Annotated in this window: 29 protein-coding genes and 1 pseudogene; 19 read left to right on the forward strand and 11 right to left on the reverse strand. The window is 34.2% G+C overall.

What is annotated here, in order from left to right; translation table 11 throughout:
• Position 1: 1 nt before the first annotated feature.
• The 6 genes from QR721_RS06520 to QR721_RS06540 form a co-directional block, all read right to left on the reverse strand.
• Positions 2–259 carry a hypothetical protein gene (locus QR721_RS06520; RefSeq protein ID WP_348029642.1) on the reverse strand — a complete coding sequence of 86 codons (258 nt, stop codon included), beginning with the start codon at positions 257–259 and terminating at the stop codon, positions 2–4.
• Positions 260–467: 208 nt separating this feature from the next.
• The gene (locus QR721_RS06525; protein ID WP_348029643.1) at positions 468–1211 is read right to left on the reverse strand and encodes a hypothetical protein; all 744 of its coding nucleotides are present in this window, start codon (positions 1209–1211) and stop codon (positions 468–470) included.
• A 30-nt stretch (positions 1212–1241) separates the two neighbouring features.
• Positions 1242–1625, reverse strand: coding sequence for a DUF6262 family protein (locus QR721_RS06530; RefSeq protein WP_348027785.1), 384 nt, complete (start codon positions 1623–1625; stop codon positions 1242–1244).
• Positions 1615–3642 (reverse strand): tyrosine-type recombinase/integrase, encoded by a 2028-nt coding sequence (locus tag QR721_RS06535; protein ID WP_348027783.1) that lies wholly within the window; start codon positions 3640–3642, stop codon positions 1615–1617. Before QR721_RS06535 ends, QR721_RS06530 begins: the two co-directional genes overlap by 11 nt.
• On the reverse strand, positions 3639–3821 hold the full coding sequence (locus QR721_RS13900) for a tyrosine-type recombinase/integrase (RefSeq protein ID WP_431189505.1): 183 nt from the start codon (positions 3819–3821) through the stop codon (positions 3639–3641). Before QR721_RS13900 ends, QR721_RS06535 begins: the two co-directional genes overlap by 4 nt.
• Positions 3822–3841: 20 nt before the next feature.
• Entirely contained in the window at positions 3842–4705 is an 864-nt protein-coding gene (locus QR721_RS06540) for a tyrosine-type recombinase/integrase (protein ID WP_348027781.1), read from the reverse strand.
• 516 nt (positions 4706–5221) lie between these two features.
• Between QR721_RS06540 and QR721_RS06545 the strand changes: the two genes are divergently transcribed.
• Positions 5222–5791, forward strand: coding sequence for a dihydrofolate reductase family protein (locus QR721_RS06545; RefSeq protein ID WP_348029644.1), 570 nt, complete (start codon positions 5222–5224; stop codon positions 5789–5791).
• A 74-nt stretch (positions 5792–5865) separates the two neighbouring features.
• Here the strand turns inward: QR721_RS06545 and QR721_RS06550 are convergent, their stop codons facing one another.
• Entirely contained in the window at positions 5866–6138 is a 273-nt protein-coding gene (locus tag QR721_RS06550; protein WP_348029645.1) for a hypothetical protein, read from the reverse strand.
• An 895-nt stretch (positions 6139–7033) separates the two neighbouring features.
• Here QR721_RS06550 and QR721_RS06555 point away from each other — a divergent pair.
• Both QR721_RS06555 and QR721_RS06560 read left to right on the forward strand, forming a co-directional pair.
• The gene (locus tag QR721_RS06555; protein ID WP_348029646.1) at positions 7034–7399 is read left to right on the forward strand and encodes a hypothetical protein; all 366 of its coding nucleotides are present in this window, start codon (positions 7034–7036) and stop codon (positions 7397–7399) included.
• A 190-nt stretch (positions 7400–7589) separates the two neighbouring features.
• The gene (locus QR721_RS06560; protein WP_348029647.1) at positions 7590–8138 is read left to right on the forward strand and encodes a hypothetical protein; all 549 of its coding nucleotides are present in this window, start codon (positions 7590–7592) and stop codon (positions 8136–8138) included.
• Between the two features lie 192 nt (positions 8139–8330).
• On the opposite strand, the gene QR721_RS06565 is transcribed toward QR721_RS06560, so the two are convergent.
• Complete coding sequence (locus QR721_RS06565) at positions 8331–8726, reverse strand: DUF1259 domain-containing protein (RefSeq protein WP_348029648.1); 396 nt, start codon at positions 8724–8726, stop codon at positions 8331–8333.
• A gap of 271 nt (positions 8727–8997) precedes the next feature.
• On the opposite strand from QR721_RS06565, the gene QR721_RS06570 reads away from it, so the two are divergent.
• The 4 genes from QR721_RS06570 to QR721_RS06585 all read left to right on the forward strand — a co-directional run bounded on the left by QR721_RS06570 (position 8998) and on the right by QR721_RS06585 (position 10673).
• Positions 8998–9180 carry a twin-arginine translocase TatA/TatE family subunit gene (locus QR721_RS06570; protein ID WP_348029649.1) on the forward strand — a complete coding sequence of 61 codons (183 nt, stop codon included), beginning with the start codon at positions 8998–9000 and terminating at the stop codon, positions 9178–9180.
• A 13-nt stretch (positions 9181–9193) separates the two neighbouring features.
• Entirely contained in the window at positions 9194–9334 is a 141-nt protein-coding gene (locus tag QR721_RS06575; protein ID WP_348029650.1) for a hypothetical protein, read from the forward strand.
• 173 nt (positions 9335–9507) lie between these two features.
• On the forward strand, positions 9508–9774 hold the full coding sequence (locus QR721_RS06580) for an excalibur calcium-binding domain-containing protein (RefSeq protein WP_348029651.1): 267 nt from the start codon (positions 9508–9510) through the stop codon (positions 9772–9774).
• Positions 9775–9956: 182 nt separating this feature from the next.
• Complete coding sequence (locus tag QR721_RS06585) at positions 9957–10673, forward strand: YqcI/YcgG family protein (RefSeq protein WP_348029800.1); 717 nt, start codon at positions 9957–9959, stop codon at positions 10671–10673.
• 35 nt (positions 10674–10708) lie between these two features.
• On the opposite strand, the gene QR721_RS06590 is transcribed toward QR721_RS06585, so the two are convergent.
• Together QR721_RS06590 and lexA are read right to left on the reverse strand one after the other, a co-directional pair.
• The gene (locus QR721_RS06590; RefSeq protein WP_348029652.1) at positions 10709–10969 is read right to left on the reverse strand and encodes a YnfE family protein; all 261 of its coding nucleotides are present in this window, start codon (positions 10967–10969) and stop codon (positions 10709–10711) included.
• Positions 10970–10992: 23 nt separating this feature from the next.
• Positions 10993–11616 (reverse strand): transcriptional repressor LexA, encoded by a 624-nt coding sequence (gene lexA / locus QR721_RS06595; RefSeq protein WP_348029653.1) that lies wholly within the window; start codon positions 11614–11616, stop codon positions 10993–10995.
• A gap of 279 nt (positions 11617–11895) precedes the next feature.
• Here lexA and QR721_RS06600 point away from each other — a divergent pair, with 279 nt between their 5' ends.
• The 9 genes from QR721_RS06600 (at position 11896) to QR721_RS06640 (ending at position 22565) form a co-directional block, all read left to right on the forward strand.
• Positions 11896–12555: a YneB family resolvase-like protein gene (locus QR721_RS06600; RefSeq protein WP_348029654.1), complete on the forward strand. Its 660-nt coding sequence runs from the start codon at positions 11896–11898 to the stop codon at positions 12553–12555.
• 63 nt (positions 12556–12618) lie between these two features.
• Entirely contained in the window at positions 12619–12852 is a 234-nt protein-coding gene (locus tag QR721_RS06605; protein WP_348029655.1) for a DUF896 domain-containing protein, read from the forward strand.
• 81 nt (positions 12853–12933) lie between these two features.
• Positions 12934–14937, forward strand: coding sequence for a transketolase (gene tkt / locus QR721_RS06610; protein ID WP_348029656.1), 2004 nt, complete (start codon positions 12934–12936; stop codon positions 14935–14937).
• Between the two features lie 248 nt (positions 14938–15185).
• Positions 15186–15410: a YneF family protein gene (locus tag QR721_RS06615; protein ID WP_348029657.1), complete on the forward strand. Its 225-nt coding sequence runs from the start codon at positions 15186–15188 to the stop codon at positions 15408–15410.
• Positions 15411–15554: 144 nt separating this feature from the next.
• The gene (locus tag QR721_RS06620) at positions 15555–16463 is read left to right on the forward strand and encodes a tyrosine-type recombinase/integrase (protein ID WP_348029658.1); all 909 of its coding nucleotides are present in this window, start codon (positions 15555–15557) and stop codon (positions 16461–16463) included.
• Positions 16464–17540: 1077 nt separating this feature from the next.
• Positions 17541–17828 (forward strand): hypothetical protein, encoded by a 288-nt coding sequence (locus tag QR721_RS06625; protein ID WP_348029659.1) that lies wholly within the window; start codon positions 17541–17543, stop codon positions 17826–17828.
• Positions 17829–18760: 932 nt separating this feature from the next.
• Positions 18761–19567, forward strand: a complete 807-nt coding sequence (locus QR721_RS06630) for a helix-turn-helix domain-containing protein (RefSeq protein ID WP_348029660.1) — start codon at positions 18761–18763, stop codon at positions 19565–19567.
• Positions 19568–19843: 276 nt separating this feature from the next.
• Positions 19844–21442, forward strand: a complete 1599-nt coding sequence (locus QR721_RS06635; RefSeq protein WP_348029661.1) for an HNH endonuclease — start codon at positions 19844–19846, stop codon at positions 21440–21442.
• Positions 21432–22565, forward strand: coding sequence for a hypothetical protein (locus QR721_RS06640; protein ID WP_348029662.1), 1134 nt, complete (start codon positions 21432–21434; stop codon positions 22563–22565). Before QR721_RS06635 ends, QR721_RS06640 begins: the two co-directional genes overlap by 11 nt.
• A gap of 223 nt (positions 22566–22788) precedes the next feature.
• Here the strand turns inward: QR721_RS06640 and QR721_RS06645 are convergent, their stop codons facing one another.
• Positions 22789–23061: a hypothetical protein gene (locus QR721_RS06645; protein WP_348029663.1), complete on the reverse strand. Its 273-nt coding sequence runs from the start codon at positions 23059–23061 to the stop codon at positions 22789–22791.
• Between the two features lie 1207 nt (positions 23062–24268).
• On the opposite strand from QR721_RS06645, the gene QR721_RS06655 reads away from it, so the two are divergent.
• From QR721_RS06655 to QR721_RS06665, 3 genes and pseudogenes are all read left to right on the forward strand, one after another.
• Complete coding sequence (locus QR721_RS06655) at positions 24269–24631, forward strand: type II toxin-antitoxin system PemK/MazF family toxin (protein WP_431189536.1); 363 nt, start codon at positions 24269–24271, stop codon at positions 24629–24631.
• A 300-nt stretch (positions 24632–24931) separates the two neighbouring features.
• Positions 24932–26032 (forward strand): DUF4236 domain-containing protein, encoded by a 1101-nt coding sequence (locus QR721_RS06660; RefSeq protein WP_348029664.1) that lies wholly within the window; start codon positions 24932–24934, stop codon positions 26030–26032.
• Positions 26033–26265: 233 nt separating this feature from the next.
• Positions 26266–26361: pseudogene (locus QR721_RS06665) on the forward strand (GMP synthase (glutamine-hydrolyzing)); the annotation flags it as partial.
• Positions 26362–26417: the final 56 nt, after the last annotated feature.

The raw sequence follows: 26417 nt of genomic DNA on the forward strand, positions 1-26417 counted from the left end.
CCTATGCTAGGACGAGGTTAAAAAGTGTTTTAGAAGCATCAACTTTATCATCATCCTTAGGATTATGGCTTAAAAATTTATCCAAAAATAATTCAACTTCCGTTTCATAATAAGGAATTCTAATAAGTTCTAAATTATTATCCTGACAATACTTATTTTTTATCTCATCCCTTTTTTGTGTTAATTGGTAATTCTCTTCTCCGCCAAAGTGATGTACAGGTTTAAAATGTTGCTCACCATCAAATTCAATAAGGCACATTAATGAACCAACATTATCAAAAATGGCAAAATCAAATCTTAATCGATCAACGTCCTTACAATCTGGGAAAGAGAATTCTTTTTTAAATTTAATTTTTTTGACTCTAAATATTGCTTAATAACACGTTCTCCCTTACTTTCGTTACATAAGGGGCATCTAGTACCCAAAACAAAATGAGAGGGCGTTACTTCGTATTTATATCCGCATGTTACATGCTGAATAAGTACTTTTTTCTTGCTCTTTCATAGGTTCCTAAAACTTTATATTCATCTTTAACCAGTTCATATACTCTTTTTATAAAGTCAGTATGCGTATGGGTCTTTTTTTTGCTTATTTTTTCTCCTTTACAGCTTGGGCATCTCCTGCCACGAAGGAAATTCGAAGGCATTACATCAAAATTATAACCACAATAGTTATGTTTCATTTTCACATGGGTATGAGTCGAAATATAATCTGAAAGAACTGTATACTCATTTCCAACTAGATCATGACATTCTCTAATGAAATCGCTATGTTGTTTTCTTTTTAAACTACTTAATAATTTGCGATTGCATTCTCTGCATCTAGATCCATGTAAAAAGCTAGCTGGATCTACTAAGTATTCATTGTCGCATTTATTATGGCGGATTTTTATTTTTTCATGTGCTTTTGTATACTTTCCCAAAACTGTATATTCATTTCCTACTTTGTTATAAACATCTAGGATAAATTGTTCGTGAGACTTACCATTTATTCCTTTAAAAGCACAAGGTTTGCACCTTGATCCCGAGGAAGTAAAATGGCTTGCTCTTACCCAATACTCATTGCCGCATACATTATGCCTCATTAATACTTTTTCGCGTGAGGAAACATACTCACTCAAAACCGAATACTCTTCACCCACTAAACTGTTAATTTTAGATATAAAATTATTATGCCTTATTTCGTCTTTTTTTAAGTGGCTTTTATTCATTTTCGATTCCTCATCTTTAAATAAATGGGACTAAAGATTATTGTAGAAATTATTATACTTACTTGCTAAAGCTTCTTTTAAACTCTCGTTTTCTTTTATAAGGTTTTCAATTTTCCCTTTTAAGGTTTCTATAATTACATCTTTTGATTTATCAGAGGTGTTTGGCTTGTGGTTCGTTACTTTTTCTAACTTTAACTGTTCTCCTCTAAGCATATCAATTTTTCCTCTTATACTACTGTTTTTATAGAGAAAGGATTTGGAGACATTGCTTTTTATAGAGACACTATTATAATTTATTTTCTCTTTATTTTTTATCATGGCTTTAATAGCATTAAAAACCTTTTTCTCTGTTTCATGTGATTTTAGTCTCGCTAACTCGATAATTTTATTAGTATTAGGACTCTTATTTGCCATTTTTTAACCTTTCCTCCCCTGTATATTCTCGCCTTTCTTTTGAAATTCCACTTATTCCTTCACTTTCTGTAATCTCGTTTAAAATTTTTCTGTAATTAGCTATCTTTTTATGTGCAAACTCTAATGATCTAGCATGGCCATTATTTTCGTAAATTTTTATGTCCTTTTCGAGGAGTGCTATTTGAGACTTATAGTAGTCACTAAAAGTACTATCAACGTGAAAACTTCTACAATTGTTTGCAATACAAGGAGGCTCTATAACTTTTTCAGCAAACTCGCATTTCATCTTTGTGCTTTTGATACACATTCCGTGATCCATTCTAATCGAATCATAATTATGCCTAATCCATTCGAGTTCAAGATCATTTGCCATTGCCTGTTGTTTTAAATCTGACTTAACTAAAGTTCCTTCAATGTCAAAAGCAATGCCTCTATTGTCTTTTGCCTTAAAATAGGCATCCTTTAGAGTTTGATCGTGTATCTTAGCGTAAGCTAATGTCATCTCTGGTGATGCATGTGCCATTAATCTTTGAACATGGACAATATTCATTCCGTTATTAATGAGATTTACACCATAGCGATGTCTGAAGCCATGATTTCTGAATCTATAGATCTCCCCGTTAGCATCTCTTATTTCCGCCTTCTTAGCAAAGTCATTAAGAACTCTAGATAATGTTGCTGTTGTTTGAGGCTTACCTTTTCTTGGACCTCGAAAAGAAACGAATAGAAAATCTTCAGGATTATTATCAGGAGTGGATTTATTCTTGCATATTTCCTGTTGTGACATAATAACTTTTGCTAATTCTTCGGATATAGGTACTTTATGATCTTTATAATTAACTTTTCTTTGATCACCAACTAACCAATAGTCTCCCTGGTTGTCCTTTTCTAGACAGTTTAATTTTAAGCCTAATACATCAGTGCCTCGAAACCCTGAACCTTCCATTATTAGAATAATTGGTACATATCTATCTCCGATCAAATGTATATTTTCTACTACCTGATCCCATATATAATCGGGTATATACTTTGGGTTATTGAAGCTCTCTTTTTTAGTGCGACGTGGATTATCATTTGGTAGGAATAACGATTCAATATGCAGCTTAGGAGCTTCTTCCCATTCAAATATCTTTAAGTCTGTCAGTAGCTTTTTTATTATGGTGAGGTTGCTACTGACATAAACATTGGTTGCTTTTATTTTTTTACGAGTATATTTATGATGAATCTCCTTGTTTGATATATATATAATATACTTTTCAATGTGCTCACGCTTTATATTTTTTAGTTCTAGTTCCTGATAACTATCATTAAGGAAATTTAAAAATAATGAAATTTCATGTACATATCGTATACCAATTGAAAATGTTAGGTTTTTTAACATGACTACTCTAGTATAGATATACTGTTTTAGAAAATTTCTGTCTCTAGGGTTAACTTTTAAAAACTTCATCCTTTTTGTATTTGTATTAGTGTAGTTAAGTTCTATAGGTAATTTTCTGCCATCCCAGATATCTTTATCGTATTCTGGTGTTGAGTCGAATGTGGCAAATATGTAATCATAAAAGGTACTCATTAATGAAACTGGTGGTGTAACAATAAAGCCACCAGTTTTGAGATTTTCCCTTTTCACTTTAATACCAGCATCAATTAAGTGATTTGTATACTTAAACATAATTTCTTCCTTAGGAATCTCTAAAACTGAACGTATATTTGGATAAGATTTATCAAGAAATTGAAGCATTCGCCTTAAGTGATGGGCTTTACCTTCAAATACAGTTATGACCGAATATAAGCTATCTTCCATATTCTTAGAAAAGTAGTATTTGATTTCGTTTTTTAGATGGCTGTTACTACATGATGAGAAGTCTATCCTCTCTCTATAACGAATGACAGGGCGTGAAGCTTCTTTTGCAATACTCAAACTATTAGCTAACCATATATCTGCTTGGTAATAAGGATGTTTTTCTAAAAAATCATTAATAGCTTCACGCTTATCTATAATTTCAGGATTTATCATTTATTCTCCTTCTTCCTTTTGCTTACTACCTTGTTATATTCCTCCCTAATTGATTTATCAGAAGGGTGAATATACATATTCATTGTTGTTTGAATATCTTTATGGCCTAGTAAAGCTCTTATTATAGATATCTCAATACCATTTTCGTGGAGTTCTGTTGCTAATGTGTGTCGAAACATATGAGGAGTAATGTTAAAACCTAACTTGTGGGATAAACTCCTAAAAGGGAGTTTATGGTGATGTAATCACATGGCTCTCCTTTGAAGGATCCACTTAATTTTAAGAACAAAAAGTCACTATCAAAGTTATTTTTCTCATGCACCTCATATATATAATCTTGTAATAGATTAGTTGTTTCAGAAGATACGTAAACCCACCTGTTTTCTCCAGACGGTGTCTTAGATTGGGTAACCTTAATTTTTTTATCTGATAAATCTATGTCCTCTAATTTAATATTCAATGCTTCTGATATCCTTACGCCTGTTTCATAAAGTAACACCAGTAATAATTTATTTCTAATATTCATCTCAGTTTGAAATATTCCCTTTAGCTGTGTAGTCGATAAAGTTTTATATGGTCTCTTAGATTCTTTTACTTTAATTGCGTTTAGTTTGTATTTAATACCCGACTTTGTATGCTCTAAGAATGATTTATAAGCATAAGATTTGCGTGAGCTTTCATAATAAAAATCTAAATCGCTGTCAAGTATGTCGGGGTGGAATCTCTCTAAGTAATTATAAAAGTTAAAGGCAGCCATAATATTATAGTTGATAGTGCTGGGCTGTCTCTGGTGGGAGCTTATATTAAATTGTCCTTGTAACCAGCCTATGAATTTAATGAAATGTTCCATTGTTATCTTCTTGAAATCAATTTGATTTACCTCTATAAAATCCCAGAACAGTTTTAATCTATAGGCATAAGACTTTATTGTGTTTGTTGATTTATTTACGGTTTTTAAAAACTTCAAATATTTATTTGGATATAAATAAGGAAAGCCGTTATTAGATGATATAAGATAAATCGTATTTAAGTTCTCGTCCTTAAAACTAACCACCTTTGCCACAAAAACTCCTCCTAACTTTAAAAACTATAACGTCTATAAATTTCTTATCTAGATATTTTTTATTTTAAGATATTAAAATAAGCATCTACTTTCTTGAGATACTTTAAATACATACTGTTATTATAAACTAGATAACGTTGGAATGGTTTTATCCTGAGTGTAAGAAGCGATGACAGATGAGAAATTGAAAGCAAGTAAGATTGACAGGACTATCCTTGATGAGCAAGCAAAGGAGTCATAAATGCTAAATTGAAGATGTCGCAAATCAGCAATTTAAGAATGTGAAGGTCTGTCTTTAAAAGAGATAGGTTGAATTAAGAAATTAAATACATTTTGGCATTTGTTGTTATTAAGAAACGAAGAAAACACAGAGGTTAGAATAGAAGACATATTCGATGTTTGCATTTTATAGATAGTTAAAAGAGAAATAGTAAAGGAAATCTTACATTTTTCGGGAAATATCTTTAAGGGGAAAATAAACAGTATGGACTAATAATAATAATAGGGGTGAAGATTATGACCAATGAAGTTGAAAATAGAAAAGTTATTTTAGATTTAGCAGTAACTTTAGATGGCTTTATTGAAGGAGAAAATGGGGAAGTTGATTGGTGCATAATGGACTCTGAGATGGGATTCATTAATTTCCTAAATCAGATTGATACTATTTTATACGGGAGAAAAAGTTACGATTTATGGGGTCAATTTGCTCCAGCAAATGATGCTTCAGATGCTGAAAAAGAAATGTGGGAGTTAGTCCACAGTAAAGAAAAATATGTGTTTTCTAGAACACCAAAAGAATATGACAATGAGGCGATATTTATAAATGAAAATATTCCTGAAGAAGTAAATAAATTAAAGAATGCTCCTGGTAAAGACATTTGGTTATATGGAGGAGCAAGCCTTATTACAACGTTTATCGATTTAGGTCTTGTTGATGAATTTAGATTATCTGTTCATCCTGTTATTTTAGGAGAAGGAAGGCCATTGTTTATTGATATAAAACAAAGGTTGAACTTAAGATTAGTTAATACAAAAACGTATTCCTCTGGTGTTGTTCAACTAATCTACCATTTGAATCAAGATTAAATATTTAACTATCTAACAGAAACACGATAAAAACCCCTTGATAATAAGGGGTTTTTTATTTGATAAGGCTTTAATTATTCTCCATTGAATTCCTTTAGTGTTCGCTTCACTAAATAAGCAAGGTGACTCTTTGTATAAATTTCTTTTTTCTCATGGTCCTCAGATTTTATCAGGAAACCATACGCAATACCAACAGTCGATTCATGTTCAATCAGAAGCTTTAATTTCCTCATTCGTTCCGTAACTGACTGATATTCCAACAGCATGTCCGGGGTGCTATCTACCTGAAGGGCGATATCCAGGCATAAGTATCTTTGTGCAAGCTCTCGCTCTTTTATCGTAATCATCCGATTCACTCCTTTACTACTATTATATAGAATAAACTAATTTTATGCCGGATGATTAAGTGAATATTGTTGGTATGTAGCGTTTAACGACTACACCCCCAAAACACCCCCAAATTAGAACCACGATAGAAAGGTATGAAAATATAAAAAACGAAAAGCCTCGTAATGACGGGGCTTTGACTAACTATATAAAAAGGCTAAATACATAGCATAGATTACAACTATACATCCATGGGAGCGCGGGCAGTACATAAGCATATACTAAGACTTTAAGGGGCTTAAATTATTGATTGGGGTACAGGCCTGTGCCCCAATTTTTATTTAGCATGTAGATATCGAATTACTTCTAGTCCATCTATATAAGAATAGACTTTCAGAACGATTTAATATGCACTAAATAATTTTGAAGTTGCTGAATTGAGAAACCAGTGGACCGATACAACGACTTCTTGGGATATAAAGACAATAACTGTAATTGAGTTAAAGTCATGACACTAGCATGGATCACTTCGCCTGGATGATATTAAAATTTGCGCAGATCGTTGTGTCCAAGCTCGCTGATCTAAAGGCAAGGATACATTAAGAAAAATACGGATGTTTGGAGCGGTGTGCGTGGGTAGGGATTTGGACTATTGTAGATGGATGGCAACCCTAAATTCTAATAAAAAATAGAGGGAGAATTGGTCACATGGGTTTAGATTTAATGAAATTGTTCGATGGTTATGTAAGGAATTATCAATCTCTAAATTTAACTATCATCACGGTAGGCATTCGTTCACAATGACTGAGATAGAATAAATTTTCTAGGCTGGGATCCATGTTGGGGTACTATCCTTTTACAGAGGATACTTGTAACGGTAAAAACAGACCTATGGATCTTACATGGTGGGATGACATGGATGGGGATGGTTGGAACACACTTGTTTTACATCTAGAAAGGGAAAATTTATTCCGCAAAGATTATGAAACTCTTGAGAAACTCTTTGTCGAACGTGAAGCTATCATTCCGGAACATGTTATAGGGATTATGAATGTTAAAAGTATTGAAAGAATGCAAGAACTTATATATTTAGCGCAGCAAATGTGTAAAATCGAAAATGTCTTATTGGTGTTTAGAACACCTTCTAGCGGTAAATATAATGGTCTCTGTGACGAAGTGTATGCTTATTTATTAAATAATAAAAATGTAATTGATACAAAAGTTGCTTATATTTCAGAAATTTCCGGACTCCTCTATATGTTTTACGAAGACGAACGATAAAATGATTTATAAACAAGTATATTTTTAAAGAGATATAATAAAATTAAATTATACTCTATATATTTACTTGTAGACCATCCAAAGAAACTGTTACATATGAATGAGTCTTTTTGTTTTAAGATTGGAATTAGGAAATAACGTTTATTACTGTATTGAATAATAGAGAGTCTCTAAAAATGTGGAGGTACATATGTACAAATGGTTTGGATGCCTGATGTTAAGTTGTTTATTCTTCCTTAGCGGATGCATGAGTTCTACGGCTTATAAAGATAAAGATGTTGCTGCAGTTGTTAGGGGAGAAAAAATTACGGTTGGCTATTTGCGTTTTTTGTATCCTGATGATGCATTAACGGATATGGTTGAAGGAGCTGTTAAAGCCAAGTTGGCTGAACAGGAAGTGAAAAAGATGAATATAGATATTTCCAAACAAGTTATAGATATAAAGGAATCCCATGGTACGTATCCTCCAGATGAGTTGAAAAGTGCAGAAGCACAATCCATTCGGACATTTGCAGATCCACAGGCAGCTAAGCTTGGGATTGAACCACAAGAATATTATAAAAAATATACAGAGACATCTGCGAAAATGGTTGCTTATATTAATACCTATACTTCAGAAATATTGGGTGAACTTAAGGATGATGAGTTCGGTATAGAAGAATATGATCATCATGCAAATGAGTTGTTGGACGATTTAGTGGAACAAAATAAAGAAGCAATTGAGATTCGAATTAAATAAATAGGTTTCATATAAGAGAAGTATTACAAAAAATGGAGAGAGAATGACATTATACCTCACCTTTTCCCTATAAATAAAAACAGATCAATGACTTACCGTCATGATCTGTTTTTTATTTTGATCAGAAATCGCTTTAAAGTGAGTTAAAAGCACACTGTGCAAAACAGCTCATGAACAGGGAGCTATTTAAATCTAAAATAATCCTGCATCTTCAGCAGCTTCAATACTATTCCTTGCAAAATCAAATGGATTCCCTACGTTTTCCCAATGCACATACATCAATCTCGGGTTATCAAATAACCAATGGTTGTGGAGTGCTGTAACAATAATCCCTCTCTCTCGGAGTTCAGAAAGAAAAGGATTAATCTCCCTTTGGAGAATAACGGTTTCTCCTAAGTTCAAGGTCTCACCGCATTGACTACTTTCAAATGATAGAGCAAATGGTAGAGCTAAAGGGGATTTTGTTGTTCTGTTTAAAATCTTCGCATCAATCTCTCGTAGTCTTGAAACCGCACATACACCATCAGTGGAAGATAAAATCAATCCTCCAATTATTTCAGCTAATCTTGCGCAATAACATGAATTCATTGTTTCACCTCCTTACACACTTATAAGATATGTAAGGCGTAAATGCTTGTTTAGGTGATAAAGCCAAATTTAAAAGAAATGATTTAATAGTTTATATAAATAGTGAAAAATCCATTGAGAAAATGCGGATTTACAATAGAGAAAGCTTTAAACTAATTTCTTCTATTTTAAATGCCTTTGTAAAATTTATGTAAAAGCCATATTAAACTCGAGTAATTTAATCGGCTTTGATGTATAATCTGAAAAAAATATATTGAGGGTGGGAAGAAGAATGTTTAGCAACATCGGGATGCCTGGAATGATCCTTATTCTCATTACAGGATTGATTGTTTTCGGACCGAGCAAACTACCCGAGATTGGGAAGGCACTTGGAGCTTCATTACACGAATTCAAGAAATCCGCCAACGAAATTATAAATGAAAATGATAATACTAATAAAAATGAACAGGCCTAGAAAAGGTGATTAGATGCAAATTGATAAAAGTAATTCAAGTGATCATAATAATGGCTTTGATAAATGGGATGGTATAATTGCCAGTGCTTTGGTAATTTCATTGGTTATCGGATTGATAGCTGTAGTAATTGCAATTTATGGAATGGCAGGGTGAAAGAGGAAAATCAGCAGAATGTTTTGTTGAATATACTCATAGATACAATAACAGTACATAAGTAAGAAGCAGACCAGCGAAATTTACGGTCTGCTTCTTTGTGAAAAAAAATTGTTGAATTTTGCCAGTTTTTGTATTAATATAAAATCAAATTTTGAGGGGGAAAATTACCTATGTTTAAAAAGATTTGTATGGCTGTCGTATCGTTAGGATTGCTTCTAAGTCTATCGTTTATATCAACAGATGTAGCAACAGCAAAAGCGAAATACTATCAGAATTGTACAGAGTTGAACAAAGATTATGCTGGCGGTGTCGCTAAGTCTTCTACAACTAAAAATAAAGGTGGAAAAACAAGATACAAACCATATGCTTCAAAATCTCTATATGAAACTAATAAAAACAAAGATCGTGATAAAGATGGAATTGCTTGTGAAAGATAATTCCTGTATTGAAAAGCGCATTTTTCTTATGAAAATGCGCTTTTTTATTTTATATAAATGATATTAATGCTCTATGCCATCCTGGGTGATCGTAACAATTTTTAAACGTCTACATAATTTGTGATGAGCGACTTTTAAAGATAATTGTGAGCGATTTAGAGGAGGCATATTAAATTGTGAAGATGGTGGATAGGAAATTCCTGTTAAACCATGAAGAGAAGTTGCCAGGCTGGGTTGTGGAGCAATATGAAGCTTGGAGAGAGATTGTGGAAAACAAGCAGTTTCCGTGTTATTTTGGCACACAGGCTGAAAAGCATGGGCATCTGCGCTATTGTTACGCAGAAAAAGAAGATTTGTCCTCTCTGCCGAAAGTCTTATCAGAATTTCTTATATTATCTAAGTCAAGTGAGAAGCGACATGCCTTGGTACTGTTTATCAAGCCATTGGAAAAGGAAATGTCTTTTGAATTTTATAAAAGGGTATTCTGGAGTATTTTAAATAACTTGCATGCAAGTGACCAAATGGAGTGGCCACATCAGTTCCCAAGAGATCCAGAAGATCCGGATTGGGAATTTGTATACAATGGAGAGCAAATCTTCGTGTCTGGTAATATGCCTGCCTATAAAAACAGAATAACAAGAAACATCGGTAAATGTCAGATAATGATATTTCAGCCGAGAAGAATTTTTAAAGGGATTGAATCACATACAAAAGCTGGTAAAAAAGCGAGCGAGTTTATTCGTAAACGTGCTGCCGCAATAGAAGATATGCCTCCACATCCTGATTTAGGTCAAATTGGAACAGATAAATTGGAATGGAGGCAATATATCATATCAGATGATAATGAAAAAGAAATAGGAAAGTGTCCTTTTCATCCAATTAAAACAGAGAGCAAATAATGTAAAACCCCTTCAAGCCAAAGAGCTCGAGGGGGCTAGTTTTTACATATTCGATTATAGAATGTTACTAAATCATCAAAAGGGTATTCTCCGAGGGCACAGTCGATAGCTAGTTTGATAAAACTTTCAAAGTCCTCGTCCTTATCAATCTCCTTCAGCAACTGTTTCTCAAAAGCCATGACCGTTTTACGTTGGGCAAGCATGGCTTCTTTTCTCTCATCACTTGGCGGGTCCATCGAGCGTATAACATTGTTGCGAATTGCCATGACATAATCCCAAATTTGGTCTCTTTCCACACGCAGCCTCCTTCAAAAACGAATCAGGAAATTGTTCGATATAGGCCGATTACTTTGCCTAGAATTGTAACATTGTTATAGATGAGCGGTTCCATTGTAGCATTCTCCGGCTGCAAACGAATATGCTCTTTTTCTTTGAAGAAGCGCTTTACTGTTGCTTCGTTCTCTTCAGTCATTGCTACAACGATGTCCCCATTATCGGCTGTATGTTGTTGTTTAACAATAACCATATCTCCGTCTAATATTCCGGCTTCAATCATGCTTTCTCCTTGAATGACAAGCACAAAAAGATGATCATCAGGCCCTGCCGTATTCTTTGGAAGAGGAATGAATTCATCTATATTTTCCACAGCCGTAATAGGTATACCAGCTGTTACCTTTCCAATAACAGGAGCATAACGCACTTCTTCTTTCGGTATGCCTGCTGTATCCGATATATCGAGAATCTCTATAGCACGTGGCTTTGTAGGATCACGGCGTATAAACCCCTTGCTCTCGATTCGAGACAGATGACCATGGACAGTTGAACTTGAAGCGAGGCCAACCGCCTGGGCAATTTCCCTTACAGAAGGCGGATAACCTTTCGTCCGTACTTCATCTTTTATGTAATCAAAAATCATTTGCTGTCGTTTAGAAAGCTTTGTCATGTCGCTATCACCTCTTGAATAAGTCTTGTTAGTAACAGTCTATCATTTACACATAACAAAAGCAAACATTCGTTCTAAAAAGACCTTGACAAGACCGTACGTTCTGTTTATTATCGGGTTAGACACAAAGGAACATTCGTTCTAAAAATGGAGGAGATGTTACTCATGTTCAGCAAAATTGACAAGACAGATGCATTCTATCTCGCAACTTTTGGATTTTCTCTTATTCTGCTATACTTGTTCTTAATTATTAGCTGATTCGGTATGAAGGAGAGCATCATGAGAGCAATCATATATTGCAGGGTTAGCACAACGAAAGATACACAGGAAACATCTCTATTAAGACAAAAAGAAGAACTGAAAGTACTTGCTGACAGGCATGGAATGTCTATTGTCTCATTAATTGAAGAGCAGGAAAGTGGCTATGAAATTGAGCGGGAAGGCCTCTTTACGATGCTTGATGCATTTTCAGCAGGGGAGGCAGACTGCCTATTAATACAGGATGAAACTAGGCTTGGACGGGGAAATGCAAAGATTGCTCTGTTTCATCAGTTGAATAAAATGAAAATTCCTGTCTATACTGCAGTTCATGATGGTGAACTGGAATTATCTGAATCAGACTCTATGGTCCTTCAAATCGTTGGGATTGTGGAGGAATATCAACGCAAAATTCACAATATGAAAATTAGACGAGGAATGCGTAAAGCAGTTGAAAACGGTTATGATCCAAGTCGTAATTTAAAAAACCGGGATTTATCCCCTGGTAGGGAGCGAATTGATTTTCCTGTTGAGGAAGTTGCCCGGATGCGTGCAACTAAGATGACATTTGAGGAAATAGCCTCTGTTCTGAATGGCCTGGGGTACAACGTTTCCAAAGCAACAGTGCATAGACGATATCAGGAGTATAAAAGAATTGAAACCGGCCACTTGAAAGAGTAAAATATAACTATAGGCAATAGTAGGCCTATGCTTTCTTATTTTTCTGCAAGGAGGCGGTAAAATTTGATTACAAAACAAAAACTCGCTCGTATAAATGAGCTTTCAAAGAAGGCAAAATCAACTGGTCTAACAGAAGAGGAAAAAGCCGAACAGAAACAACTTCGTCAAGAATATTTAAAAAACGTACGTGAGTCGTTTACGAATCAGCTGAGTACGATGACAGTTATCGATCCAGCGGGCAATGACGTCACTCCTGCAAAGGTTAAAGAATTACAGGAACGCCGAAAAAAACATTAATCGATTAAGAATGCCTGTCGCTCTTGTGAACAGGCATTTTTCATTATAGAATAGGATTATAAGAAAACAGGAGGCAAACACATGTCAGCAACTATTGAGCAATTATCGATTAATACGATTCGCACACTTTCTATTGATGCGATTGAGAAGGCAAATTCAGGCCATCCAGGTCTGCCAATGGGTGCAGCACCGATGGCCTATACACTTTGGACTGACTTCATGAACCACAACCCAAAAAACTCTAAGTGGTTCGATCGTGACCGTTTTATCCTATCAGCGGGTCATGGTTCAATGCTGCTATATTCACTCCTGCATTTGTCCGGATACGGTGTATCTCTTGATGATTTGAAAAACTTCCGTCAGTGGGATTCCAAAACACCTGGGCATCCGGAAGTTCATCATACTGATGGTGTTGAAGCAACTACCGGGCCACTTGGCCAGGGAATTGCTATGGCAGTTGGTATGGCGATGGCTGAAGCGCATCTTGGTGCAAAATATAATAAAGAGAATTTCAATATTGTGGACCACTATACATATGCATTAGTAAGTGACGGAGATCTCATGGAAGGAATCTCTCATGAGACTGCTTCCCTTGCAGGACATCTTGGCCTCGGCAAACTTATCGCATTGTATGACTCAAACGACATTTCACTGGATGGAGACCTTAATCGTTCATTCTCTGATGAAACTGAAGATCGTTTTAAGGCTTATGGATGGCAAGTTATCCGGGTTGAAGACGGGAATGATATCGATGCGATCCGTTCTGCGATTAAAGAAGCAAAAGCAAATACGACACAACCAACTTTGATTGAAATCAAAACGATTATCGGCTATGGTTCGCCTAATAAATCTGCTTCTGCTACAAGTCATGGTGCTCCATTAGGAACTGATGAAGTACTTCTAACAAAAGAATACTACAAATGGTCGCATGGAGAATTTGAAGTGCCGCAAGAGGTTTATGACGATTTTGCAAACAAAATCGCAACACCTGGTGCTAAAGCTGATAATGAGTGGAATGAACTATTTGCTACTTATAAGGAGGCCTTCCCAGAGCTAGCCGAGGAGTTTGAACAGGCTATTAAAGGTGAATTGCCTGAAGGCTACGAAAAGAATATCCCTGTGTATGAAGCAGGAAAAGACAAGCTAGCAACACGGGCTTCTTCAGGTGAAGTTCTAAATGTAATCGCTGAAGCCGTACCTTCATTCTTTGGAGGAAGCGCGGACCTTGCAGGTTCAAATAAAACAACAATTAATAGTGCTTCTGACTTCTCAAGAATTAACTATGCTGGCCGTAATATTTGGTTTGGTGTTCGTGAATTTGCCATGGCTGCTGCACTTAACGGAATGGCTCTTCATGGCGGCTTAAAAGTATTTGCTGGAACATTCTTCGTATTCAGTGATTATCTTCGTCCGGCAGTTCGATTGTCCGCACTTATGAAAATGCCTGTAACATATGTATTTACACATGATTCCATTGCAGTTGGAGAAGATGGACCGACACATGAGCCAATTGAACATCTTGCAGCTTTCCGTGCAATGCCTGGACTTTCGGTTATACGACCAGCAGATGGCAATGAAACAGCTGCAGCTTGGCGTCTTGCTGTTGAGTCGAAGGACAAACCGACTGCTCTTGTTCTTACACGTCAAGGATTACCTACGTTGGAAAACACGAAGGAACATGCTTATGAAGGCGTGAAGAAAGGTGCTTATATTATTAGTGAAAGCACGAAGGAGCAGCCGGATGCAATTCTTATTGCTACTGGTTCAGAAGTTCAGCTGGCAATCAGTGCCCAGAATGCGCTTCGTGAAAAAGACGTTGATGTCCGCGTTGTAAGTATGCCTTCTTGGGATCGCTTTAACGAACAAAGTGAAGAGTACAAAAACACTGTTTTGCCGAAACAGGTGACAAAGCGTGTTGCTATCGAAATGGCATCTACATTTGGATGGGCTCGTTATACAGGAAGTGAAGGTGCAATTATCGGCATTGATACTTTCGGCGCTTCAGCTAACGGCAATAAATTGATAGAGGAATTTGGCTTCACAGTGGAAAATGTAGTAAAGCATGTAGAAGACTTGCTTAAATAATGGCAGTCAAAAAGGATGGCGCCTGAAGGCCCATCCTCTTCTTTTCCTAACTAAATCTTTTGACTGGTGAAAAGAACTAATACTTTACATTCAACTGTAAAACAGATAGAATTTCGTTGTGCAAAAAAAACGCCATTGCAATCATAATGGATTTCAACTGAGCGCATTTTTCAATTTGGATTTTGCGCAGACGAATCGAATGACGGCTCCGCTTAAACGCTTCGTGAGCTATTGAAGGAGGAAATGTTTTGGCAACATTCTGGATAGTAATCATTGCGATTGTTGCATTGCTATTGGGTACTGTACTTGGTTTTTTCCTGGCGAGAAAATACATGCTTACCTATTTGAAAAAGAACCCGCCAATCAATGAACAAATGCTTCGTACGATGATGATGCAAATGGGTCAGAAACCGTCTCAGAAGAAAATCAATCAGATGATGCGGTCGATGAACAATCAGTTCGACAAGAAGTAAGGATTTGAACTGCGTTTTGGACAAGCAAAAACCGTATAGCTTAAGCCTTCTAGAGTTTTTAGCTCTTGTGGGGTTATTCTAATGGTTGATTTTACTCAAAAGCCACTTTTCTGTTGAAAGATTAAGCAGAAGGGTGGTTTTTTTGTGCTTTTAGAAGATGGATTAGGCGAATACGATTATCATTGCATGGCTAGGAATTATACCCCTAAGACAATGAAAAATAAGCGCCAAGAGTACAAGCAATTTTTAAAATTTATAATCGAAAAGCGTGGGGTTAAAGAACTGGAGAACATTACACGCTATGATTTAGAAGCCTATGTACGATTAAAGAGGCAAAAGGGATTAAAGCCACAATCAATTGTTTCAACGGCAAAGCAAATTATTGCATTTTTCAATTGGTGTGTTTCAGAAGAGTATATAGCAGAGAATCCTATGAACAAAGTCGCTTTGCCTAAAGTTCCTCGGAAGAAGCTTGAAGGTTTCACATCTCAAGACGTAAATAGGTTAATTATGTGTTTTAATTACTCTAGTTATCTAGAAGCAAGAAATAAAGCTATTATTGCAATGATGGCGGACTGTGGTCTTAGAGCAATGGAAATTAGAGGGATTAAAGAGAAGAATGTAAAACAACTTGAAATCTTAGTTAATGGCAAAGGCAATAAAGAAAGAGTTGTCTTTATCAGCCCTGCTCTTAAAAAGATTCTAATCAAATATGAACGTATTAAAACACTTCACTTCAAAGATGAAGCTCAAATAAAATATGCCGATAACTACTTTCTTAATTATCGTGGAGAACCGCTATCACACCCGGGGGTTTATAACCTTGTAATTGAAGCTGGGAAGCGAACAAATATTAAAAATGCTCATCCCCATAAATTCAGACATTTCTATGCAGTTAAGGCACTAGAAGAAGGGATTGATTTATATAGCCTTAGCAGGCTTTTGGGACATTCTGATATCTCAACTACCCAAAGATATTTGGAAAGCCTTACAGATACTCAATTGGGATTAAAAGCTAATTCTAGTAGTCCCTTGATGAATTTGAAGAGCTAGAAAAAGAAAGTGGAACGTAGAAACGGATACGACGGTTTTACCCATAATGGATGATGGATTAGAGATATGGATAATGAGAAAAGGGTGCTGTAGATCTTAAGGGAAGTGATGATACGTTTTCTTAATAATGAAGATGTTAAGTAGGAGGGATATATAACCATCTAGGTGTTATATGTGTATTTTTAATTATTAAAATGGTAATATTATAATGAAAACTCCTAGTGCTGTAACACTAAGAGTTTTTCCGTCACAACCACAGGTTATGTGGTGACCAGTTAATTCAATAGAAGTGAAAGTAACCATGCCTCTATCTCATTCCACTGAACAGGGCATGGTTACTTTTTTGTCTTCATAAACCTGTCTATAAGCAATCTGAGTTAGTGTAGATTTTCATGTGTAATTGTTCTTCTGGAACACTTAGAAAAACGGTACCCATCATGGATGAGGATACCTCCATAGGGCTAAGCTCAAAATTAGATGATCCCCAATATAGGGTATCTAAATAGAATGCTTCTTCTTTTCAAACAAGTGAGCAATGAATTGTATAACCTCATTACACGTGTAATAGAGGTATAGGTTAGCACCTCTATCCACGCAAATATATTACTAAATATTTCGATACGAGAAGGATATTTTCTGTTTTTTAACCATTGAAAACACCTAAATAATGAGTGTTTTTAAAGTAATTCTCGAAACGTGTCTGGTATATCATTTTTTATATCAACTGATTATTGATTATATTTCTGATAGAAATATATTATATTTCCAATATTAAAGTGCTATAATTTTCTCAACAAATATCAGAAATTTAATTAATCTTATAAAAGCAAACTATGAAGGAGTTGAATTTACATGCAACCGCCTCTTTAGAGGCACACTATATATTTCTGTAATCCTATGTATTGGCCATAGGATAGGTTAATTATGCCTATATTAGACAGAATTAAGTGTGTTTTCTAATGGGGTGGATCGCATGTAAATTCACTCCTTTTTTGTGTTGTTTTAAGGAATGAATTTAGTCCCAGTCTAGCAGTTGAAAATTAATAGCCATGCGGGCTTATAACGCAGTAGAAAACAATGGAAAAAGTTAACAATTCGTATAAAATCCAATTCAAAACTACTGATATTGAGGGCGCTACTCTTCATCACTTGGTATATGAATTTGAAATGCATTCTGCTGAGGAATTACTCGCACTGAGTCTTACAGAAGGACGTTATACCAAATTTAAGCGTACAACGGATAAACAATGGTATACATTCCGAACATTTGCTAAACGTTTGTCTGAGCGGCAGTTGTCTGAAAAGGCGTTTAATGAATTTAATAAATTTGATCGAATTGAAGAATATGAAACGAGTGTCAAATAATCTAAGGATGATGATGATTGAGCCCTGGTTTCATTAAGCATATCTAGAACAAAACAAGTATTCTAAAACAACACAATTCCAAAATCCAATTTTAGAAAGTGGGGTGATGAAGTTGCTGAAAAACGTAGTGTCGGGCAATGATACATTGTCGAGAGTACAAGCTTCAAACATCAGTGTTTAAACAATGTAGTAAATGAAAGAGTTTGAATATATAGAAAACTTTAGTGAAGGTAGTAATAAAACAGACAAACTTACCAGTGCTTGTAGGGAATGTAATATTAACCGAGAAAAAACGTAGAGCAAATGATGGTGATTTCACTAAGGAGCAAAAGCAAGCAACCTTCGATAAGTACGGTTCATTCTGTCAAATCTGCTACAGTAGTTGTGAATTACAGATAGACCATAAACTACCGTAAAATATCTCTAAGCCTAATGCAGCTAGTATTGAAGATAATGCTTGGGTATTGTGTAAAGGCTTGCAATATTGCTAAAGGGACAAGAATCCTAATAGAAGTTATTGAATCCATATCAAGTAAGATATTAGGACCAATGCTATTACAAGAATATGCTAAACCAATTGCTCAATGTAATTTTATAACAAAAACAGGTATGATTGGTAAAGAGCCGTATACCTTAGTGAAAATCTAGTGCCGATTTCAGACACTAATATAGTGATAGTGCATATTTAGCATTACCCTAATGAAAATATTGCACTAGGGTAGTGCAAAAAATGTAAAATAGTAGTGCGAAATTTGCCCAATATAAGAGAAAGCATTAGAGGATAATATAAGAGCATAAATAAACAGGGTCGCTTGCGCTCTTAGTCGCTCCGCTCCCTTCTATTCTATCTCTCTATTGCAAACAGGGGAATAAGACTAAATAAAGACATTCGTTATGACTCAAATAAAATATAAAGATTTGAGGAAGTTACGATGAAAAATAGTAAAATAGGATTTATTAAATTTAATGTGAATTTAATGGATGATTATGAATTGAAGGTCGGCGAAACGCTTGTATACGGTGCATTGGTTTCGTTTACAAATATGAGTATTCTATCAAATACGAAAGATGAACAAGGCCATGTATACGCTTATCCGCCGATCTCAAAAATTGCAAACATTACAGGGCAATCAGAAAGAAGCGTTAAGAGTCATATTCAAGTATTGGAACGAAAAGGATTAATGACAGTTAAAAGATCGTATAAAGAAGGCGGTAAAGAGAAGAACGTAAACCATTACTATCTTAGAGCTGAGGTGTTAAAGGTTTATTTTCCTGCTGACACTCCTGCTGTATCAGATAAGATAGCTAAACCAAAAAAGAAACATTCAGAGGTAAAGCATAAAGAGTTTAGTCAAAGTGCGTTCATTGCAAATGCTAAAATTGAAAAATGGTTTACTCATTACGAAGGTGAACACAATAATAATTCTGCCAGAAAGCTCAACCAATTAGAGGACAGGTATGGGGCAAAAACGGTTGTCAAAGCAATTCATAATGCCATGAACGGTGTGAATATTGAAAGTTTATCTCAAGGTACAACTGGGTTTATGTTAAGCCGCTTGAAAGATGGTAACCTAGAGGATGCACAGCGTCAATTGAAGAATGAGAAAGAATCACAAGAGAGGTTTATGAATGAATCTATTTCACCTCAATTTGACTATAAAGCAGCATTGAAAAAAGAAAAACGGGATAATAAAACAGTTGCAGATAATATCGAGAAACTATTGGGGGGTGTTTTATAATAACTATGTGTACTATGAGGTAGCTCAGATTTGGGTTATCTCTTTTTTTATAATTTTCGGATGAATGAACATATGTGCAAGATAAAAGTAAGTGTACCTAAATTATTAAAACTCGTCTTTTATTATTTGCTACAACAAGCTATATTGAATGTAGAAGAAAGAGGATTATCTGTAATTTTGTTTCTTCAAGGACAAACATTAGGTGAGTAATTACATTTTTAATCATTAAATACAAAGGAAAATGATGATTTATCAAAATATAGAGGTGCTAATCAAGTGACGATACCGAAAAATATAAAAAGAGAACATATAATACAAGCGATGCAAAAGATTGAGGGAGAAGAAGTACCAGAGCGAAGGAAGTCAACGAGGTTCAATCTTTGTTATGAGGGTAAATATTATCCACCTAAATACGTTATTTCAATAGCTAACATATTCGCTAATGGTGAAGAATATCCTCCTACTAATTTCAGTGGTGGTGATGAAACTAATAGATTCCTCAATAATATAGGCTTTATCATAGTTGAAAATAATTCTAATGAAATAGAAGATGAAAAAGGGGAAATTGATTTTAAATTAGAAGTACCTGCTATTAGACTATTGCCCATGTCAGAAGATGATCCAGAATTTACAGCAAAAACTATAGCAGATTTGCAAGAATGGTTTGTAAATGAATTGCCTTTTAGGAAATATAACTTTAAGAAAGGAATGAAGGCAGATTCTGGTACGCTAGTTTTATTTCAATATAAAAAGCATGTGATTGCTTCTGCAATTCTTGAAGAAAAAATACTGTATGAAAATGAAGGGAAATTTGAGGGAGGATATAGAGGAGCATACTATTTTAATCCTTCATCAATAGCTATTTTTACTCCTATTAATTCTGAGGAAATAAAGAATATTTGGGCTCATTTTAAAGGGTTTAATCAGTCACTTCAAAAGTTGAATGTAAAACAATGTGAATTATTTTATCGACTTCTTTTAAGTAAAAATATTAGATATGTACTTGATGAAGGTACAGAAGATAAAAGAATATTAATTAGAGTGCCACCACTTGAACCCGTCAGCCGTTCAAGGGAATATGATCTTTATTATGACGCTATAAAAGATATAGTTGTTTATGAATCTCTTTTTAATTCTAAAACACACCGTTGGCTTGATGAGCATGTTATAGGTTTGAATTCTGATGAAAGTCGTGGCTATCAAGCAATGGGAATATTACATTACATTGGATTAAAGGATAAACATAAAGGAATCTTTGATAACCTGAGCATAAATGAAGCAATAAAACTGTTAGAACATCAGGTTACTGACTTTAGTTTGGTTATTCAATCTCTTCAAAGGTATGAACAAAAAGAGAATAGAGAACTAGATATAGAGGATAGGTCCTCGACTGACGTATATATTGAAGTAGAATCAATTGTCAAAGCTGCACCAGAGCAAATTGAAATAACCGAGACTGAAAAAGAACGAGTCATTAAGTCTAGAATAGGTCAATCAACGTTTAAGAAATCCCTTATAAATATTGAAAAGAAATGCAGCTTATGTAGCGTTACAGATGAACGATTTTTAATAGCTAGTCATATCAAGCCCTGGAGTCAATCTAATAATCGAGAGCGGTTAGATGCCAATAATGGGTTACTACTTTGTCCTAATCATGATACGTTGTTTGATAAGGGTTATATTAGTTTTGATGAAGATGGGGTAATTTTGGTTTCTAGTAGTTTAGATAAGAGAACCAAAATTTTTCTGAATATTAATGAAAATATAAAAATCAAAATGAATAATAATCAGCAAGACTATATGAAGTGGCATAGAGATAATTTATATTCGGAATTCAAACAATTAAGTACTAAGGGAGAACGTTATGGAAGCTAGTCTACAGGAGAGTATAAAATTATCAGAGGTAATAGGTGAATCAGAATTTGGATCATTAATATCGATATTAGGTTTGATAATTACTATAACAGTATTCATTTATCAAGAGAGAGGTAAACTTCAAGAAAAAACAAAAGAGACTATGAGGCTAACTGAAGAACTAGTGAATTTAATTGTTAGAAACTCACTTAGTAATGGAAACGGTATACCTCTTAGGAGTATCAATCTAACATATTTTTTAGAGGGATATAAACAATTAAAAAACAGTGTTATGAGAGAAGATAACATTCTTTTATCTAAGATGGTATATGCTAAAATCTATGAGAATGAACACATAGCTAATAATGTTAGAGAGCAGATGTTGATTGAAGTTAAAGACATTATAGAAGAATTTGAAGAGAGTGCGAATATTAAGAAGAAAACTTTTGGGATTAGAGGATTAGTAAAGTTGTTCTTTTCTTCAATTTTTGTTACAGCACTAGTTATACTTATATTTGTACTTCCAAGTTGGTTGAAGGTGCTTGTTCAGACTGATACTTTAAGTGGAACATTAAAAGTTATAATCTTTATCACTCTGGTTCTTCTCGCATTAGTGATAATTCCCATAACCATTAATGTTGTAATAAAGCCGTTAGTTACGGAGATTGATAATTTACTAGATTTAGCTGATGATAATTTTTTAAATTGGAAAAGAAAATATGGTAAGAATGTTGGGCGTGAAAAATCTAGTGGAAATGAACCTTTAATTAAACCTACTCAAGAAAAAAGTGATGAAGATAATCTAAATAGATTAAATTTATTAAGGTTTGTTAATGATGAAAAGATTTTAGTCGAGATTTTTAAGCACCGCTTTATGCTAGAAAGGTACATTAGAGAAATATTCACAAGAAAATTTAAAGGTGATACTGATAGATATTATACATTCAGTAAACTACTAAATCAGCTAATTTCTGATCGTATAATTGATAAGGATTTAGGAGGTATGGCTAAGAAGTTATATTCATGGAGTAGCAAAGTGATACATGAAGGAGATCAAGAAATAGATCAGGTTATGTATCAAAACAATATAGCTTCTATGAATAGATTGGTTCAATATTTTGAGGACATACTCTCTAATTGGTAACTAAGTTTGTAGTTGGTATGAAGCTTTGTGTCAAATGATATCTAAACTAACCTTGAAGTAAAGAATGTTAATTAAATGAGCAGAAATTGTATCATTTTACTGCTGGTCACCAAGCACTTGACAAGTTCGATTCCAAGACTCATTTATTATATCAGTTAAATGTTTAATGGTATAATCTGGTTTTAATTGATTATTTACCTATTTTATGTACTGGGTTAACATATTAATCTAGTATTTGAAGTTTAGCATGTCGATTATCAATAATTTCTTGTATGTCGTAAACAGTTCTTAAAAAATCAATCCCTGAATTAATATCTCTATAGCAATCCACGATTTCCATAGTTTTTAAATTAATTAAGATGATGGGGAATTCTTCTTCTTTTTTTAATTTCGAACTCGTATAGGTTGTAAACATAAAGTAACCTTGTTTACATTTTATAATGTCTTTCAAGCCAGCATTATAATGTACTTTTGTGCGAACATCTTCTATAAACAATACGGTACACCACCACTTTATTTAATAATCTTATTATTATATATATTATCTTTAAAGTAAAAGGTATAGCATCAGCAAAGGCACAGGGTAAACATTTAGGAAGACCTAAAACACCTATTACATTGGAATTTGATGAAGCTTATAAGTCATGGAGAGCAGGAGAAATGACCGCAGTTGAAGCAATGAAGAAGTTAAAGATGACTAAGGCTACATCTATCTTAGAGTGAAGGAATATGAAGCTAGCTAAGTAGACTCCACAAAGGGGTCTTTTTTAAGTTGATGAGATGGGGGGAGATTTCCACATTTTCACAAGGTCCTTGGTAGGGAGAAGGGCAAGGTTGCTACATCGACACGTCCCATAAGTTATAGAGTTATCTATAGAGAAAGTTACCAAGAACACTGAATAAAAACATTTTTAAAGGTATGTGATAGTGTTTCACACACTTTGAGCAACTGTACGCTCACTAAACGAATTTTTTCCAAATCTATTAATTGTTATAGTAAGATAAATTTGAACGATTTATAGTTGCAAACTATATTTTTTAAATTTTATGAATGATCAAAACTTAAAGAGGTTAGGGATAAATAAATGACGAGAAAAAATAGTAGTAGGGATACTAGATATACATTAGTGGAATGGATTGGATCTCAAGAAGAAGAAGAAAGGCTTTCTGGTAGTATATTAAGCTCTGAAGGATATGAATCGGTTGACCCTATGCATCCTTTAGGTGGAAGAGATGGTACAAAGGACCTCAAATGCACCAAAGGAGGAATTACATTTATTGGCGCATGCTATTTTTCGAGAGGACAACAAACGTTTGCTAAAATAAGAAAGAAATTTTCTGAAGATCTAGAAGGGGTTGATAAAAATAATGCTGAGGGCTTTATTTTTATTACGAATCAAGAAATATCGGTTACAGAAAGAAAAAAACTTGAACAACTAACTGATCATCGTGTCGATATATTCCATTTAGAGAGAATAATTCACGTATTAAATAGTCCTGCGAACTTTGGAATTAGATTGCAGTTTCTTGATATTGAAATGACAAAAGAAGAAATGATATCGTTTATGGCTTGGACGCAAAACAAACATACTGAATCCCTAACTACCTTTATGAAATCTATAGAGCAGCTTTCAAAGGGCTATGGGAAAAGTAAGGAACACAAAGTTGATACCGTAATAGAAATGGAAAAAGAACCAAAACAAATGTCTTCAGATATTAATGTAAATAAGGGAGATGTATATTTAGCAAATTTAGGTAATGGCATTGAATCTGAGCAAGGTGGGATTAGACCTGTAGTGATAGTGTCTAATCATATAAATAATAGATTTTCTCCTATGGTGACGATTGTACCTGTTACAAGTCAAATTACAAAAGCTAAACTGCCAACACATGTTGAACTTGGTTTTTTACTTAACAAAGAAAGAGCGAGTGTGGTTTTGGTCGAGCAAATTAAAACCATTAGTAAAAAAAGATTAATGCAATTAATTACAACCTTAGATGCAGAATTAATAAATGCTATTAATGATGCTATAATTATTCAAATGCAACTAGTTGATTTTAGGTAGGTTAAAACACAATCAAAATTTGCCGAGTTACTGTCTTTATTAAGAGCATCACCAAAAGGTAAGATGCTTTTTTTGGGGATTACAACAATTAATGAAATATTGGTTTTAGTACTATTTACCGCACTTTTTTTAATGATTACATATCGGTCAGATAATTTAATGTGCCAGTTAAATGATGGATACTCTCCTTACTCTTGCAATGTAGTATATAACATTAGAAACACTGAATGGTTTATGGGTAAATTTTACAATTTATGCTGTATGCATGTTATAATTTAATACTGCGAGGGGGGAAATAAATTGGGATTAGGATTTAGAAAGAGTTTTAAGGTTGCACCTGGTGTAAGAATTAATGTCTCGAATAAGAGTGTTGGAATAAGTGGAGGCGTTAAGGGATTAAGGTATTCTGTAAATTCAAGAGGACAACGTAGAACCACTGCGGCTATCTCTGGAACAGGTATTTCTTATACCAGTACATCAAGTTCTGGAAGAAGATATAAAAGTGCTGCGCAGCATAATAGACAGCAATTAATTCGTCAGCAAAAAGAAATTGCAAAACAAGAGGAGATACAGAGAGCAAAATATGAGGTTGAAGCGTATGAAAATAAAATTGAACTAATACATTCAATTCATAAAGAATGTGACGATGCTTTCGACTGGTTAGATATAAGTCGTTCTAGACATCCGCATCATAATAATCAAATGGGTAAATATGAAATAGAAGCGCAGCATAAGCTAGATTCTTTTAAGCCTAGTTTAATGCAGAAAATTATGAAATCTAGTAATAAAGCTGAACAGAAGCTACGTGAAGAGTTAACAACTGCTAAAGAAGAAGATCACAAAGAATTTCAAGAGTTGCAAAGAACTATAGACATTGCTAACAGAATATTAGATAAAGATGTTGAAACCTACCTTAGAGTTATTGAAGAGCTTTCACCGTTGGAAGATCTTTTAGAATTTGGTAGTGGTTTTGAATTCTTCATTGATGACCCTGCGATGCTAGAGGTTGAATTTAATGTCCATTCGAAAAATGTAGTACCAACACAAGTTAAATCTTTAACTAAAACTGGTAAACTTTCAGTGAAAGATATGACTAAATCAAAGTATTATGATATTTATCAAGATTATGTTTGTAGTTGTGCAATTCGTATTGCTAGAGATATGTTCTCTGTTCTACCTTTTGAAACTGTTGTTGTCCATGCCGTGGATGAACGACTTGATACATCTACAGGTAAAGAATCAATAATTACAATTCTTTCTGTGAAATTTATTAGAGAAACACTTAATACTCTTAATTTTGAAGCGATCGATTGCTCAGATTCAATGGTAAACTTTGTTCATAATATGGATTTTAAGAAAACAAAGGGCTTTTTACCTGTAGATAAGTTAAGTGTCATTTAAGTCTTCCTTTAATTGAGGAGGCTTTTTCTTACTTCATTAAATAACTATCTGGTTTAACAAAAATGATTTACTGCTTCTAGTATTCTCCCTACTTATCTTACTTATGTTTTATTATCCAATACTTAGGTTGAATAATGTTGAAAAACTACCCTTCACCTGCTACAATTGAATGAACAAATAATGTGGAAAATTGATTCGGCTATAATTTTAAATAAACTGTTAAATGTTGATATATCAATGACGTTGCACATGTTAACCGCATTGTGTATGACATTACGTCTAAGCCACCTGCTACTATTGAGTGGGAATATGACTGTTCAGTAATATAAACTAAACAGGTTATAAACGCAGTAAATGTCTAACGTAGTTTCTTGAGAACTAAATT

It is taken from the genome of Aciduricibacillus chroicocephali (genome assembly GCF_030762805.1).
Taxonomy (GTDB): domain Bacteria; phylum Bacillota; class Bacilli; order Bacillales; family Amphibacillaceae; genus Aciduricibacillus; species Aciduricibacillus chroicocephali.

Bases quoted from the DNA above. Each gene is read 5' to 3' on its own strand.
- QR721_RS06585 (WP_348029800.1), top strand. From the start codon at position 9,957: ATGGTGGATAGGAAATTCCTGTTAAACCATGAAGAGAAGTTGCCAGGC.
- tkt (WP_348029656.1), top strand. From the start codon at position 12,934: ATGTCAGCAACTATTGAGCAATTATCGATTAATACGATTCGCACACTT.
- QR721_RS06535 (WP_348027783.1), bottom strand. From the start codon at position 3,642: ATGATAAATCCTGAAATTATAGATAAGCGTGAAGCTATTAATGATTTT.
- QR721_RS06525 (WP_348029643.1), bottom strand. From the start codon at position 1,211: ATGAATAAAAGCCACTTAAAAAAAGACGAAATAAGGCATAATAATTTT.
- QR721_RS06565 (WP_348029648.1), bottom strand. From the start codon at position 8,726: ATGAATTCATGTTATTGCGCAAGATTAGCTGAAATAATTGGAGGATTG.
- QR721_RS06545 (WP_348029644.1), top strand. From the start codon at position 5,222: ATGACCAATGAAGTTGAAAATAGAAAAGTTATTTTAGATTTAGCAGTA.
- QR721_RS13900 (WP_431189505.1), bottom strand. From the start codon at position 3,821: ATGTTTCGACACACATTAGCAACAGAACTCCACGAAAATGGTATTGAG.
- QR721_RS06625 (WP_348029659.1), top strand. From the start codon at position 17,541: ATGGAAAAAGTTAACAATTCGTATAAAATCCAATTCAAAACTACTGAT.
- QR721_RS06640 (WP_348029662.1), top strand. From the start codon at position 21,432: ATGGAAGCTAGTCTACAGGAGAGTATAAAATTATCAGAGGTAATAGGT.
- QR721_RS06560 (WP_348029647.1), top strand. From the start codon at position 7,590: ATGTACAAATGGTTTGGATGCCTGATGTTAAGTTGTTTATTCTTCCTT.
- QR721_RS06530 (WP_348027785.1), bottom strand. From the start codon at position 1,625: ATGGCAAATAAGAGTCCTAATACTAATAAAATTATCGAGTTAGCGAGA.
- QR721_RS06550 (WP_348029645.1), bottom strand. From the start codon at position 6,138: ATGATTACGATAAAAGAGCGAGAGCTTGCACAAAGATACTTATGCCTG.
- QR721_RS06520 (WP_348029642.1), bottom strand. From the start codon at position 259: ATGTGCCTTATTGAATTTGATGGTGAGCAACATTTTAAACCTGTACAT.
- QR721_RS06575 (WP_348029650.1), top strand. From the start codon at position 9,194: ATGCAAATTGATAAAAGTAATTCAAGTGATCATAATAATGGCTTTGAT.
- QR721_RS06655 (WP_431189536.1), top strand. From the start codon at position 24,269: ATGTCTTCAGATATTAATGTAAATAAGGGAGATGTATATTTAGCAAAT.
- QR721_RS06570 (WP_348029649.1), top strand. From the start codon at position 8,998: ATGTTTAGCAACATCGGGATGCCTGGAATGATCCTTATTCTCATTACA.
- QR721_RS06555 (WP_348029646.1), top strand. From the start codon at position 7,034: ATGGATGGGGATGGTTGGAACACACTTGTTTTACATCTAGAAAGGGAA.
- lexA (WP_348029653.1), bottom strand. From the start codon at position 11,616: ATGACAAAGCTTTCTAAACGACAGCAAATGATTTTTGATTACATAAAA.
- QR721_RS06630 (WP_348029660.1), top strand. From the start codon at position 18,761: ATGAAAAATAGTAAAATAGGATTTATTAAATTTAATGTGAATTTAATG.
- QR721_RS06600 (WP_348029654.1), top strand. From the start codon at position 11,896: ATGAGAGCAATCATATATTGCAGGGTTAGCACAACGAAAGATACACAG.
- QR721_RS06580 (WP_348029651.1), top strand. From the start codon at position 9,508: ATGTTTAAAAAGATTTGTATGGCTGTCGTATCGTTAGGATTGCTTCTA.